The sequence below is a fragment of the Mesorhizobium sp. M0615 genome (assembly GCF_040320805.1).
GTDB lineage: Bacteria > Pseudomonadota > Alphaproteobacteria > Rhizobiales > Rhizobiaceae > Mesorhizobium.
Map to the genome: position 1 here is coordinate 145,946 of NZ_JAMYQI010000003.1, position 13,139 is coordinate 159,084.

General features: G+C 63.5%; 17 protein-coding genes. 4 read left to right on the forward strand and 13 right to left on the reverse strand.

The genetic code is table 11. The annotated features are described in order from the left end of the window. Window positions 1-48: 48 nt before the first annotated feature. The 3 genes from NKI46_RS05795 to NKI46_RS05805 form a co-directional block, all read right to left on the reverse strand. Window positions 49-1,359: an ABC transporter substrate-binding protein gene (locus tag NKI46_RS05795; RefSeq protein WP_023746514.1), complete on the reverse strand. Its 1,311-nt coding sequence runs from the start codon at window positions 1,357-1,359 to the stop codon at window positions 49-51. A 242-nt stretch (window positions 1,360-1,601) separates the two neighbouring features. Further along, window positions 1,602-1,943, reverse strand: a complete 342-nt coding sequence (locus NKI46_RS05800; protein WP_155923262.1) for a hypothetical protein — start codon at window positions 1,941-1,943, stop codon at window positions 1,602-1,604. 112 nt (window positions 1,944-2,055) lie between these two features. Then, on the reverse strand, window positions 2,056-2,964 hold the full coding sequence (locus NKI46_RS05805) for a LysR substrate-binding domain-containing protein (protein ID WP_023671245.1): 909 nt from the start codon (window positions 2,962-2,964) through the stop codon (window positions 2,056-2,058). Between the two features lie 110 nt (window positions 2,965-3,074). Between NKI46_RS05805 and NKI46_RS05810 the strand changes: the two genes are divergently transcribed. Beyond that, window positions 3,075-3,260 (forward strand): hypothetical protein, encoded by a 186-nt coding sequence (locus tag NKI46_RS05810; RefSeq protein WP_023700462.1) that lies wholly within the window; start codon window positions 3,075-3,077, stop codon window positions 3,258-3,260. 35 nt (window positions 3,261-3,295) lie between these two features. On the opposite strand, the gene NKI46_RS05815 is transcribed toward NKI46_RS05810, so the two are convergent. After that, entirely contained in the window at window positions 3,296-4,255 is a 960-nt protein-coding gene (locus NKI46_RS05815) for a sugar-binding transcriptional regulator (protein WP_023752504.1), read from the reverse strand. A gap of 219 nt (window positions 4,256-4,474) precedes the next feature. Between NKI46_RS05815 and NKI46_RS05820 the strand changes: the two genes are divergently transcribed. Then, the gene (locus NKI46_RS05820) at window positions 4,475-5,107 is read left to right on the forward strand and encodes an HAD family hydrolase (RefSeq protein ID WP_023671242.1); all 633 of its coding nucleotides are present in this window, start codon (window positions 4,475-4,477) and stop codon (window positions 5,105-5,107) included. Window positions 5,108-5,398: 291 nt separating this feature from the next. Here NKI46_RS05820 and NKI46_RS05825 read toward each other — a convergent pair whose 3' ends face one another. From NKI46_RS05825 to ureC, 8 genes are all read right to left on the reverse strand, one after another. After that, window positions 5,399-6,166, reverse strand: coding sequence for a class II aldolase and adducin N-terminal domain-containing protein (locus NKI46_RS05825; RefSeq protein WP_352519360.1), 768 nt, complete (start codon window positions 6,164-6,166; stop codon window positions 5,399-5,401). Window positions 6,167-6,232: 66 nt separating this feature from the next. Further along, window positions 6,233-6,865, reverse strand: a complete 633-nt coding sequence (gene ureG / locus NKI46_RS05830; RefSeq protein WP_352595082.1) for an urease accessory protein UreG — start codon at window positions 6,863-6,865, stop codon at window positions 6,233-6,235. Window positions 6,866-6,878: 13 nt separating this feature from the next. Then, window positions 6,879-7,319 (reverse strand): DUF3995 domain-containing protein, encoded by a 441-nt coding sequence (locus NKI46_RS05835; RefSeq protein ID WP_023725997.1) that lies wholly within the window; start codon window positions 7,317-7,319, stop codon window positions 6,879-6,881. Then, complete coding sequence (locus tag NKI46_RS05840; RefSeq protein ID WP_352595275.1) at window positions 7,316-8,002, reverse strand: urease accessory protein UreF; 687 nt, start codon at window positions 8,000-8,002, stop codon at window positions 7,316-7,318. The genes NKI46_RS05835 and NKI46_RS05840 overlap by 4 nt, the downstream gene beginning before the upstream one ends. Then, window positions 7,995-8,597 carry an urease accessory protein UreE gene (gene ureE, locus NKI46_RS05845; RefSeq protein WP_352595085.1) on the reverse strand — a complete coding sequence of 201 codons (603 nt, stop codon included), beginning with the start codon at window positions 8,595-8,597 and terminating at the stop codon, window positions 7,995-7,997. Before ureE ends, NKI46_RS05840 begins: the two co-directional genes overlap by 8 nt. Beyond that, entirely contained in the window at window positions 8,594-9,199 is a 606-nt protein-coding gene (locus NKI46_RS05850) for a glutathione S-transferase family protein (protein WP_023739719.1), read from the reverse strand. The genes ureE and NKI46_RS05850 overlap by 4 nt, the downstream gene beginning before the upstream one ends. Before the next feature lie 42 nt (window positions 9,200-9,241). After that, window positions 9,242-9,835, reverse strand: a complete 594-nt coding sequence (locus NKI46_RS05855; protein ID WP_023732688.1) for a hypothetical protein — start codon at window positions 9,833-9,835, stop codon at window positions 9,242-9,244. Between the two features lie 92 nt (window positions 9,836-9,927). After that, on the reverse strand, window positions 9,928-11,640 hold the full coding sequence (gene ureC, locus NKI46_RS05860; protein ID WP_031195771.1) for an urease subunit alpha: 1,713 nt from the start codon (window positions 11,638-11,640) through the stop codon (window positions 9,928-9,930). A gap of 180 nt (window positions 11,641-11,820) precedes the next feature. On the opposite strand from ureC, the gene NKI46_RS05865 reads away from it, so the two are divergent. After that, window positions 11,821-12,183, forward strand: coding sequence for a hypothetical protein (locus NKI46_RS05865; protein WP_023671233.1), 363 nt, complete (start codon window positions 11,821-11,823; stop codon window positions 12,181-12,183). A 123-nt stretch (window positions 12,184-12,306) separates the two neighbouring features. Further along, on the forward strand, window positions 12,307-12,804 hold the full coding sequence (locus NKI46_RS05870; RefSeq protein ID WP_023689155.1) for a hypothetical protein: 498 nt from the start codon (window positions 12,307-12,309) through the stop codon (window positions 12,802-12,804). Window positions 12,805-12,830: 26 nt separating this feature from the next. Here the strand turns inward: NKI46_RS05870 and NKI46_RS05875 are convergent, their stop codons facing one another. Continuing rightward, window positions 12,831-13,136, reverse strand: a complete 306-nt coding sequence (locus tag NKI46_RS05875; protein ID WP_023729012.1) for an urease subunit beta — start codon at window positions 13,134-13,136, stop codon at window positions 12,831-12,833. Between the last annotated feature and the right edge of the window lie 3 nt (window positions 13,137-13,139).

A 13,139-nucleotide genomic window follows, 5' to 3' on the forward strand; every position in this document is an offset into this window, starting at 1 on the left:
GGCCATCGCCGGTCAGGAGGCGACCGGCGTTCGGCACCGGGAGGAGCCTTACTTGATATAACCGCCTTCGGTCATGGTCGCCGTGGCGGCGTCCTGCGCCTGCTTGAGCGCGTCGTCTACGCTGGTCTGGCCGGCGAGCGCCGCCGAGAACAGCTGGCCAACGGTTGTGCCGAGGCCCTGGAACTCAGGAATGGCGACGAACTGCACACCGACATAGGGCACCGGCTTGACCGTCGGATGCGCCGGATCGGCGGCATTGATCGAGTCCAGCGTCATCTTGGCGAACGGGGCCGCCTTCTGGTACTCGGGATTGGCGTAGAGCGAGGAACGCGTTCCCGGAGGAACGTTGGCCCAGCCTTCCTTGGAAGCGACCAGTTCGGCATAGTGCTTGCTGGTCGCCCATGAGACGAACTTCTGGGCGGATTCCGCCTTCTGCGTGCCTGCGGGGATCGCCAGCGACCATGCCCAGAGCCAGTTGGCGCGCTTGCCGAGGCCATTGTCCGGCGCCAAAGCATAACCGACCTTGTCGGCCACCTTCGAGGCCTTCGGATCCGAGACGAAGGACGCCGCCACGGTGGCGTCGATCCACATGCCGCACTTGCCTTGCTGGAACAGAGCCAGATTCTCGTTGAAGCCGTTGGACGAAGCGCCTTCCGGACCGTCGGCCTTCATCAGGTCGACATAGAACTGCAGTGTGTTCTTCCATTCCGGTTGGTCGAACTGCGGCTTCCAGTTCTCGTCGAACCAGCGGGCGCCAAACGAGTTGGACATGGCCGTCAGGAACGCCGTGTTCTCGCCCCAGCCGGCCTTGCCGCGCAGGCATACGCCGTTCACGCCATTGGCGCGGTCGGTCATCTTGTCGGCCGCCTGCTTGATGAAGTCCCACGTCGGGGCATCGGGCATGGTCAGCCCGGCCTTCTCGATCAGGTCCTTGCGGTACATGACGAAGGAGCTTTCGCCGTAGAAGGGCGCGGCATAGAGCTTGCCGTCGACCGAGAGGCCGCCGGCGATGGCCGGGATGATGTCCTTGGCGTCATAGTCGTCGCCGAGCTTGTCGAGCGGCAACAGCCAGCTCTGCTTGGCCCAGATCGGAACCTCGTAGGTGCCGATCGTCATCACGTCATACTGGCCGCCCTTGGTTGCGATATCGGTGGTGACGCGCTCGCGCAGCACGTTCTCTTCGAGCGTGACCCAGTTCAGCTGGATGTCGGGGTTCGCCTTGGTGAAGTCGTCCGTCAGCTTTTGCATGCGGACCATGTCGCCATTGTTGACCGTGGCGATGGTGATGGATTCGGCGTGTGCGGCAAAAGCGAAAGCGCTGGCCGACAACAAGCCCAGGGTGAGCGTGCGCAGTTTCATCAAATTCCTCCCATGAACCAAGATGAGCATTTGCCTTGGTAATGGGCAATTACTCACTTGGCATAAATTATGTCAAGCCAGATTCGATGCTGCAGCGCAGCACGCAAGGCGGAGCGCGGCGTTGCGCGCGTAGAGGATATTGAACGGATTTGGGAAGCTGTTTGCAGGGGATGTGAGAGCGCGTTGATGCCGACCCATCGCAACCCAATCGTCGCGCCAGGGGAGCGATAGGGCCGAGTCCATCAGCCGTGGGACGGGTAGCTTCCCACGGAATATTCGAAAACCCTGCCGTCGCGTGTTTGCTTGGCTCTGGTCAGCACTTCCGTCACCTGGATCCAGCTGGGCTCGTCCTTGCGCAGCCTAACTTCCCGGCCGATTGCCTTCACGGCAGCTTGAAACGGCGTAAATGCTTCGATCACCTGCGTCGTGCGCACGGTGTTGTTTTCAATTTCTTCGACGCGATAGACTTTCATCAGCCGGCTGATCGACCCTGTTTCAATCTGCAGACGATTGATCCTGCTCAATTGGGTCGTCACAAGCACAAGCCTATGCCGGGCGAGTGATATCGACAGCGTTTTTGTCAAGCTTGGTTAACCGGGTGGCCCGATCGCAGCTGTTTGTCCGCGAAAGCGAGCATTCGTCGCGGATCCATGGCTCGCTTTGCATCTCGGAAATCAATCCGCGAATCGCTCGCCCTCAGGCGCAGGCGATCTCGGCCAGGATCCAGTCCCGGAAGGCTTTTATCTTCGGCACGTTGCGACGCGCCGTCGGGTAGACCAGCCAATAGGCGTGGCCGTCGTCGCCGACCAGGTCGAAGGGCTGGATCAGGCGGCCGGCGGCGAGCTCGGTCTTGAACAATGCGGTGGTCAGGATCGCCACACCATGGCCGGCGATGGCCGCGTTCGCCTCATAGGCCTGCGCGCCCATGCTGGTGCCGGTGCGCCTGGCAAGTTCGTCCGCCGGGACGCCGGCAAGGGCGAACCATTCCCGCCACCAGATGTCGCCGGGATCGAGAATGGGCAGCTTGAACAGGTCGGCGGGTTCGTGGACGCCACCTATGGTGGCAGCGAGTGCCGGGCTCAGCACCGGGGTGAAATCGGCCTTGAACAAAAGATGGGTCTCCACTCCAGGCCACTTGCCGCTGCCGGAGCGGATAGCGATGTCCATGTCCTCGCGGGCAAAATCGATCACCCTGTTCGAGGTATCGACGCGCACCGCCAGCGACGGATGCGCGACCTGGAAGGAGCCGAGGTGCTGCGCCAGCCAGTTCGAGGCAAAGGTCAGCAGCGTCGAGACGCACAGCACACCATCGGCGCCCCCACGCGCGGCGGAATAGGCGCTTGAGAGCAGGCTGAACGCCTCGCTGACGGCGGGCGCCAGGCGCTGGCCGGGTTCCGTCAGCACAATCTGGCGCGGCTGGCGCAGGAACAGCGGCGAACCGATGCGCTCTTCCAGAAGCTTGATCTGGTAGCTGGCGGCGGCCTGCGTCATGCCGAGTTCCTGCGCGGCCTTGGTGAAGGAGAGATGCCGCGCGACGGCTTCGAACACCCTGATGGCCTGCAGCGGCGGCAACTGGGCGAGCTGTGGTGCCTTGAGATCGGGCATAAGCCCTCCTTATGGGTCGTGATCGACGTTTGATTGGCGGCAAGAGCCAATCAGGCCGATATCTGGTGTCAACGATCAATCAAGTTCAAGCATAGCGGAGGCTGAAGATCATGACCACGGCACAGCAAAAACTCCATTCCACCCCGGCGCAGAGCTGGTTTTCCCTGCTGGTGCATGAATTTTCCCTGCTTGTGCACCGCCGGCGCGGCTACGTCGACGTCCGGGAGTTGTCGCCGCATCTGCAGCGCGACATGGGTTTTCTCGACGGCAACGACCCGTCCGGGCGCTGCAAATAAACGTGTTGGATTTTATCGATGGGCCGCTTAATCTATCAGGAACTGTCGAGCAAGGCCGTGGCGGTCCGCTCGTCGGTGATGAGGCCATTGACCAGCCGGCGGTTCACAGCGGCCAGGATGCCCGGCAATTTGCGCTCGCCCATGGCGAGCGCAATGACCAGCGACTTTTCGCGTGACGGCAAGGCTGCCGACGATACCCGGTCGTTGGTGATGCCCTCGATCATGCGGCCTTCCCGATCGAACACCCAGCCGACGATCTCGGCGACGCCGCCAGCCTTTTGCAACGCCTTCAGCTCGCTTTCCGAGATAAAACCGTCCTCGTAGAGCGGCGCCTTCGGGCCGAGATCGCCGATGCCGACAAAGGTCACGTCGGCTTCCGCGGCCAGCGCCAGCGTCGGTTGGATCATCGGCTGGGCAAGCAGCATCTCGCGCTCTTCCGGCGACGAGGCGATGACCGGCAGCGGCATCGGGAACGAGCGCGCCTTGACCCGGTCGGCCATGGTGAAGATGACGTTGTAGAAGGCGGCCGAACCGTCGGGCGAGATGTTGCCGGTCAAGGACACAACCTTGTGCTGCGAGCATTCCATCGGCGGCAATTGCTCGATCGCCGCCTTCAGCGTGCGGCCGGTGCCGATGGCCAAGACGATGGGCGTCGGTGACCGCAGCCGCCGCTCGATCTCGGCCGCGGCCGCCTCGGCAATGCCGATCGTGGTCGAGGATGAGGTCGGATCGCTCGGCACCACTTCGACCAGGTCGAGCGCGAAGCGCGACTTCAGCCTTGCGGCAAGGTCGAGGCAATTGGCGATCGGGTGGTCGACCCGCACCTTGATCAGCCCCTCCGACACCGCCAGCGACACCAGCCGCTGCGCCGTCTGCCGGGAAATGCCGAGCGTGGCGGCGATCTGGTCCTGGGTGTTGCCGGCAACATAATAAAGCCAGCCGGCGCGCGCTGCCTCGTCCAGCCTGCTGCTGCCGCCATCTTGTCGCGAATTCAAAATGTGCCTCCAGCCCTGCCCCTTGGCGCGCCCTTGGGCGAAGCGTCATAGTCTTGCAGGGAATGTGTCGGCGCGCAATTGTCTATCGGCAGGGCAATTGCTTGCTGCTTCGATCCGGCCGCCGCGCGGCAACCAACCCAGCGAAAATCGCCAGCGGACGGGCTCGGCGGTTTATCTCCTGATACAAACGCTTTAAGGGGATCGGCAAAGGAGCCTCGCATGACGCCGAAAGCGGTTTTCTGGGATATGGACGGCACGCTGGTCGACAGCGAGCCGCTGCATGAGGCGGCCTTGGTGGCGGCGCTGCGCAGCGTCGGTATCACGCCGCCGGCCGACCTGCATGAGCGGGTGCTGGGCGTCGCCGCCGCACCGGTCTACGAGATGCTGCGCAGCGAGTTCGGCCTCGACCTGCCCTTCGACGACTGGATCGTGCGCAAATACGATCACTACATGCCGATGGCCGAGACGCTGAAGCCGCGCCCCGGCGCGATCGAAGTGTTCAACGAGTTGCGCGCGCTCGGCGTGCAACAGGCGGTGGTGTCCAATTCCGACCGGGTGATCGTCGATGCAAATCTGAGCGCCGTCGGCCTGATCTATCCCGGCATGCGCACGATCAGCCGAAACGACGTGCGCGAAGGCAAGCCGCATCCCGAACCGTTCCTGCGCGCCGCATGGCTGGCCGGCGTCGATCCTTCAGACGCGGTGGCCGTCGACGACAGCGTTACCGGCGCCACATCAGGCCTGGCCGCGGGGATGCGGACGATCTTCTGGCCGGAAGCGCCGATGGCAGGACCGAAGGGCGCTGTCGTGATCAACAGTGCGGAAGAGTTGCGGGCTCAGTTGGGACTCTGAGTGAGCCTATGAACGTCGGCGCTGCCCCTCATCCTCCCTTCAGCTTGGCCATGCATTGTCTAATGTTGCGCTGGTCGACCCCCACTCCGTCTCGGCTTCGCCGAGCCAAGCTTTTTGCCGTCAAACGCTCGTCCAGAAAGCTCCCTTCCTTTCCCTCCGGAGGGAAAGGTGGCGCTGCGAAGCAGCGACGGATTGGGGGAACCACCTGGCAACCAAGCCTTACGCCGATCAGTCATAACAAATCACAGAAGGTGAGTGCGTAGCGTAAACGGGAGAAGCACGGATGGTCGCTTAGCTCCGGTACACCGGCTCCTCCTCGTCGAGGATCGCCTTCAGCTCGGCGAGATGACGCTCCGCCTGGCCGGGATAGTCGTCCATCTCGCTGGCGGCCTTTTCGGCAATGGCGTCGGAGAGCGTGCGCAGAGGCCGGCCGGTCCACAGCGCCTTGATGTAGGTCTCTGCGGCGCGCTCGAAATAGAACATGCGGTTGAAGGCGTCGGCAACGGTGTCGCCGATGACCATGACGCCGTGATTGCCCATCACCATCACCTTGACCTTAGGGTCGGTGAGCAGTTGCGAGCAGCGCTCGCCTTCCTCCTCGAAGGCCAGCCCGCCATAGTGGGCATCGACGACGTGGCGGTTGAAGAACATGGCCGAGTTCTGGTCGATCGGCGGCAGAGTCGAGTCGGCCAGCGACGCAAGCACAGTGGCATGAATGGAATGCACATGCATGGCGCAGCGCGCATGCGGCACGTTGCGGTGAATGGCGCCGTGCAGACCCCAGGCGGTCGGGTCGGGCGCATTCGGGCCGGACAATGTCTCGGGATCGTTGGCGTCGATCAGCAAAAGGTCGCTCGCCTTGATGCGCGAGAAATGCACCTGGTTGGGGTTCATCAGGAATTTGCTGCCGGCCTCGTTGACCGACAGCGAGAAGTGGTTGGCCACGGCTTCATGCATGTTGAGCCGCGCCGTCCAGCGGAAGGCGGCGGCAAGGTCGACGCGCTCCTCATAATAGGGCAGGTTGGTCAGCGGCTCTTTCTGCAAACGGGCGATGCTCATCAAAAAATCCTCCATTTCCCCGAGAATGCCGCGCCCAATGCCGACCAGCAACCGGTAAGTACTGGGTCAGGCCGCCGAGCGAGCCGACTGCAGCCCGCCATGTTCGACGATGAATTCGATGACTTCCTGCAGTCCCTTGCCGCGCGACAGGTCGGTGAAGCCGAACGGGCGCTTGCCCCGCATTCGGGCGGCGTCGCTCTCCATGACATCGAGGTTGACGTTCACATAGGGCGCCAGATCGCTCTTGTTGATGACCAGGAAATCGGAACGGGTGATCGCCGGCCCGCCCTTCCTGGGGATTTCCTCGCCCTGGCAAACCGAGATGACATAGAGGGTCAGGTCGGCAAGGTCCGGCGAGAAGGTGGCGGCAAGATTGTCGCCGCCGGATTCGATGAAGACGATGTCGAGATCGGGGAATTTCCTGTTCAGCCCGGCGATCGCCTGCAAATTGATCGAGGCGTCCTCACGGATGGCGGTGTGCGGGCAGCCGCCGGTCTCCACGCCGACGATGCGGTCCTCAGGCAGCGCCTGCAGGCGGGCCAGCATCATGGCGTCTTCCTTGGTGTAGATGTCGTTGGTGACGACGGCGATGGAGAAATCGTCGCGCAGCGCCTTGCAGAGCTTTTCGGTGAGCGTCGTCTTGCCGGAGCCGACGGGACCGCCGATGCCGATACGCAGGGGACCGTTTGCCTGAGTCATACCGAAAACTCCGTCATGCCGAAAACTCCGTGATGGCGAGGATGGCGAAGCTGAGCCCGATCAACAGGCAGAGCGGCGAATAGAAGCTGATATCGAGCCGCGCAAAAGGCTGTTCCGGCGCCACACGGCGCCACCACGGCGTGAAGCCGGCAATGCCGCGGCCGAGGAAGACCAGCCCTATGAGCAGCGCTGTGGCGGAAAGGCCTTCCCTTGGAAAGGGGGTGGCGAAGACCCCTGTCAGCGCCAGCGGCCACAGTGTCGCCAGGCACAGGCACGCGGCAACGGCGAAACAGGCAAACGGCGTCGGCATCTCGTCGACGCCGCGAAAGCCGACGACGGCGTGGGCGCAGGAGACGCCGTCCCTGCCCGGCCAGATGCCGCCAAGGCCCCAATAGACATGCAGCGCGGTGATCAGCAGCAGGACGGCCGAGAGGGCGAAGGCGAGGACGATCATGAGCGGAACAGCCTGGAATACTGCGTCTCGTGCTTCATCGCCATGATGTCGGAGATGAAGGCGCAGCCGCCGAGATCGTCCAATGTCGAGCCGGCGGCGCGCGCGGCCGTCGACAGCGCCAACGGCTCGAAGCCGGCGAGCAAGGCCATGGCGTCCGTCTGGCCGACGATTCCGAGTCGGATCGCCGCCTGAACGAGGTTGGAGAAGAAGGCCTGCAGGAAGGCCGACATCGCGTCCTGAAGCGCGATGCCGTTGCCGCCGGCAACGGCGCCGACGGCGACACAGTAGGCGCATTCGGCCGGCAGGCGGCCCAATACCGGATTCGCCCACGCCGCTGCCGCTTTCAGGAAGGCGGCGCCTTGCAGCATGGTTTCGGTGTGGCGCTCACGCGAGCCGGCCAGCGCTTCGGCGAGATCGGCAATTTCATGGAGGTCGCCTTCATGGAGGTCGCCGCCGTCGCGGGCGCGGCGCCAGCTTTCCGCGAAGAGCACGGCGTCGTTCCAGCCCGAGCCCATCTCGACCAGCGTCTCCAGCCAGAAGGCGAGGCTGGCGGTATCGGCAACCAGCCCGTCTTGCACGGCAGGCTCGAGTCCATGGCTGTAGGCAAAGCCGCCAACGGGAAAGGCCGGCGACAGCCACGCCATGAGCCGCAGCAAAGCGATGCCGGATGGCTGGTCAGTCATGATCGTGATGATGCCCGTCATGGGAATGGCTGTGCGAATGCGACTCGCTGTGTGCGTGGGAACGTCCATCATGGGAATGCGCTTCGGCGTGCGCATGCGCATGGCCGTGCTCGTGACCATGCGCACCTTGGGCGGAATAGGCGCCGCGCACCGGCTTGAACGGTTCGGAGACTTCGCGCACCGTGGCGCCCAGCCCTTCCAGCATAGCCTTGATGACATGGTCGCGCAAAATCAGGATGCGGCTGGGCTCGATCGCAGCCGCCAGATGCCGGTTGCCGATATGCCAGGCGAGTTCGGTCAGATGCACGGCGTGGCGGGCGCGGATGTCGTAGACCTCTTCGGGTGCGGCAGTGATCTCGATATGTGCGCCATCCTCCAACACCAGCCGGTCGCCATCGTTCAAGGTCACGGGTTTCGGCAGGTCGACCAGCACCTTGCTGCCGTCGGCAAGCTCGATGGCGCGGCGGCGCAAATGACGCTCGTCATGGGGCAGGACGGCACGGCCGGATGGGGCCGTGGTTCCGGCAGTGCCGGCAGGCACCACCGAGACGGCGCGCGGGAACTTGGTGAAGTCGGTGTTCAGGTTGAGTTTCATCGCATGGCTCCACCGTTAGCCTGGGCTCTCGCACGGGCAGGCCGCGCCAGGACGCGGTCGAAATACGCGTTGACGCGCTCGGATTCGATCGGAAATTTTCCGGCGCGGGCCCAGCCGCCCATGTCGCCCAACAGCACGTCGACGGCGGAAAACCGGTCGCCCAGCGCAAACTCCCGATCCCCCAGCCGGCCGTCGAGCGCCTTGGCCTCCGAGGCGAAATCGTAGGCGGCGGCGGGGCCGACATCGACCCGCACGTCCTTCGGCAACAGGAAGCGGTGGCGCAGCTTGTTCCACAGCGGCGCTTCGAACTCGGACTGGGCAAAATGCATCCAGGAATCCATCTCGGCGCGGCCAGCGAGGCCGTGATTGGCGCCCAAACCCTTGTCGGCGTGCTTGTCGGCGAGATAGACGCAGATCGCCGCCGAATCCGTCACCGTCAGTTCGCCATCGATCAGGATCGGCACCTTGCCCGACGGGTTGAGCGCATAGGCTTCCGGCGAGCGCAATTTGACCTCGACGAATTCATAGGGCTGCCCGAGTTCCTCAAGCATCCACAGAACGCGGCTGACGCGGGAGCCACGCGATCCGATAACCTTGTACATGGTCGAACCCTCTTTCCTGCGACCCTAAACCATAGCCACTGTTCAGACGATGGTGTCGAAGAGCCGCAGGATGAACGATATCTGATAGATCAGCGTGCCGACGACGAAGGCAATGTGAAAACGGCGGTCGCGCACCAGTATGGCGGCTATGCACAACACCACGAAAACCGGCGTTCGGAACAGATATTCATTGCCGTAGCGGGCGAAATGCTCGGGACCTTTCAGCAGCGTGTCGACGACATCGAGCAGATAGGTGGTCGCCAGCAGGCCGAAGAACCAGCCGCGGCGCGAATAGAAGAAATCCTCGTAGCTGGTGTAGTCGAGCATCGAATCCGGAAACAGCAGCGCGCACAGCAGGAACAGCGTGATGGCGTAGAAGATCAGGAACAGGTACTTGCCGAAAGTCCAGACCTCTATGGTGTAGAGGCCGAACTCCCACCACCAGAAATGCACCAGCAGCAACAGCATGGAGGCGACCCAGCCGAGGTGCACGGGATAGAGCCTGTACTGGCCGGGATGCTGGACGATGCGCGCCACCCCCGACAGCAGGCGAGCGACGCCAAGTCCGATCACCATGCCCATGACGATGCGGATATGCGGGAAGATGTCGTGGGCGGAGGCTATTTCGGTGGCCATGACCTGCTACGCGGTTTCTTTGAGCCGCATATTGCGGCGGCACCGACCGGCTCGCAATGGAATTTGCCGGGTCGATCAAATCGCCACTCGCCTCAAAACAGGAAATACCGCTGCGCCATCGGCAGCACGGTTGCCGGCTCGCAAGTCAAGAGTTCGCCATCGGCGCGAACCTCATAGGTTTCGGGATCGACCTCGATATGCGGCGTGGCGTCGTTGAGGATCATCGAGTGCTTGCCGATGCCGCCACGGGTATTTTCGACCGCGACGAACTGCTTGTCGACGCCGAGCCTGCCATGCAGGCCGGACTCCAGCGCCGCCTTCGAAACGAAGGTCACCGACGAGTTGGTCCTGGCCTTGCCATAGGCGCCGAACATCGGGCGGTAGTGCATGGGCTGGGGGGTCGGGATAGAGGCGTTGGGGTCGCCCATCGGGGCTGCGGCTATCATGCCGCCGATCAGCACCATGTCCGGTTTGACGCCGAAGAAGGCTGGGTTCCACAGCACCAGATCGGCGCGCTTGCCGACCGCGATCGACCCGATGTCCCTGGACAGCCCATGCGCGATGGCCGGGTTGATGGTGTATTTGGCGATGTAGCGGCGGACGCGGAAATTGTCGTTGTTGCCGGTCTCCTGCGGCAATGACCCGCGCTGGCGCTTCATCTTGTCGGCGGTCTGCCAGGTGCGGATCGCCACCTCGCCGACACGGCCCATGGCCTGCGAGTCCGACGAGATGATCGAGAAGGCGCCGATATCGTGCAGAATGTCTTCCGCCGCGATGGTCTCCTTGCGGATACGGCTTTCGGCAAAGGCGATGTCTTCAGGGATCGACGGCGACAGATGGTGGCAGACCATCAGCATGTCGAGATGCTCGGCCAGCGTGTTGACGGTGTAGGGCCGCGTCGGGTTGGTCGAAGACGGAATGACGTTGGGCAGGCCGCAGACCTTGATGATATCGGGCGCATGGCCGCCGCCGGCGCCTTCGGTGTGGAAGGCGTGGATGGTGCGGCCCTTGATGGCGGCGACGGTGTTCTCCACAAAGCCGGATTCGTTCAGCGTGTCGGTGTGGATCATCACCTGCACGTCGTAATCGTCGGCAACCGACAGGCAGCAATCGATGGCCGCCGGCGTCGTCCCCCAGTCCTCGTGCAGCTTCAGCGAGCAGGCCCCGCCCAGCACCATTTCCTCCAGCGCTGCCGGCAGCGAGGCGTTGCCCTTTCCGGACAGGCCGATGTTCATCGGGAAAGCGTCGAAGGACTGGATCATGCGCGCCATGTGCCAGGGTCCGGGCGTGCAGGTGGTGGCCAGCGTGCCATGCGCCGGGCCGGTGCCGCCGCCGAGCATGGTGGTGATGCCCGACATCAGCGCTTCGTCGATCTGCTGCGGACAGATGAAGTGGATGTGCGCGTCGAAGCCGCCGGCGGTGAGGATCTTGCCCTCGCCGGCGATGATCTCTGTACCGGGGCCGATGATGATGGTGACGCCGTCCTGCGTGTCGGGATTGCCGGCCTTGCCGATCGCCGCGATGCGGCCGTCCCTGAGACCTATATCGGCCTTGAAGATGCCGGCCGTGGCATCGACCACCAGCGCGTTGGTGATGACCGTGTCGACCGCGCCGCCGGCGCGCGACACCTGGCTCTGGCCCATGCCGTCGCGGATGACCTTGCCGCCGCCGAATTTCACCTCCTCGCCATGGACGGTGAGGTCCTTTTCGACCTCGATAAACAGCTCGGTATCGGCCAGGCGCACTCTGTCGCCGACCGTCGGGCCATACATCTGCGCGTAGGCGGCGCGGGTAATTCTAGCCATCAGTCAATGCTCCCCAAACGAGAGTCCGGCCGCAGCCGAACTCCACATCGTCGCCATCCAATGGTCATGCAATGACCCGCTCGGCGACACCTTCTGATCCCATTTGGCCGTTGAGGTGGCCGTGCCACCCCAAACCGCCCGTTTGCCAAACCCTTGGCCAAATCGATGAAAGGAAAATACATGCGCAAAATCATCGTTCTTGCAGCCGCCGCCACGCTGGCCTCCGCAACCGTAGCCGGCGCCCAGCAGCAGCCCACGCCGCAACCGAAGCCGGCGGCGCCCAGCGCTCAGCCGGCGGCGCCGGCGATCCAGAAGGTCAACATCGTCGATATCAGCGAATTGCCCAAGGCCACCCAGACGCAGGTCAATCAGGTGATCGCCCAGCGTGGCGATGCCGGGCTGCAGAAACTGCGCTCTTCGATCGACGCGACGCCGCAGATCAAGTCGGCGCTCGAAGCCAAGGGGCTCACCTCGGCACAGGTGGTCGCCGCCAGCATGACCACCGATGGCGCGCTGACCCTTGTCACCAAGAAGGCAAGCTGAAAGAAGCGCTTGGCGGGCCGGCACCCGGCCCGCCAGCCCACAGGGAACCTTCGACCGACAGGAGGCGTTTCGTTCCTTTGGCGCCGAACGGCGTTGCACAGAAAAGTCCACCAGGAGCGAGCAATGCCTGTCTTTGCCGACACCAGATGGCTCCAGAGCCTTGCTGCCTGCACATTTCTCGCAGCTTTCGGCCCGCAAGCCGCGCAAGGTCTTGAAAGCGCTGACGCCGTCAACCGGGCCGACACCGTCAACAGGATCGTCGGCTCCGATGTCCGGCAGGAGGAGGCGCGGACGGAACCACAGACCAACAAGATCATCACCGCGATCGAGCGGACGCGTGAGAACATCGGCGCCGTGCGCAAGACGTCCAAGCTCGATACGGTAGATATCGTCTTCCTCACCGACGCGGCGCGCAGCGAAGGCGGCCCGCCGCCGGCCGTCGAGAGCAAGGTCGAACAGCATCAGGACGACATTGCGGAACTGCGCAAGGAGATCGACGCCAACGCCTTGCTGTTCAACGCCATCGATTCGCGGCGCGTGCTTACGGAAGACGTCCTTGCGGTGGAATTCGACGGGTCGGCAAGAATTGTCATCTACGCGGCGGCCAGGCCGTCGAACTGACCTCAGGGCGCTCGACCCCGTCGATCTCACAGCCTGCCCATGATCTTCTGCTGAAAACCGTAGACCTCGCGTTTTCCTCCGAACGGCACCAGCGTGACGTCCCGCTCTTGTCCCGGTTCGAAGCGCATCGCGGTGCCGGCGGCAATGTCCAGACGCCTGCCGCGCGCTTTGTCGCGATCGAATTTCAACCCCTCATTGGTCTCGAAGAAATGGTAGTGGCTGCCGACCTGGATCGGCCGGTCGCCGCTGTTGGCCACCTTCAGCGTCACCGTCGGCAGCCCCTTGTTGAGCTCGATGTCGCCGCTTGCGGTGATGATTTCGCCGGGAATCATCGT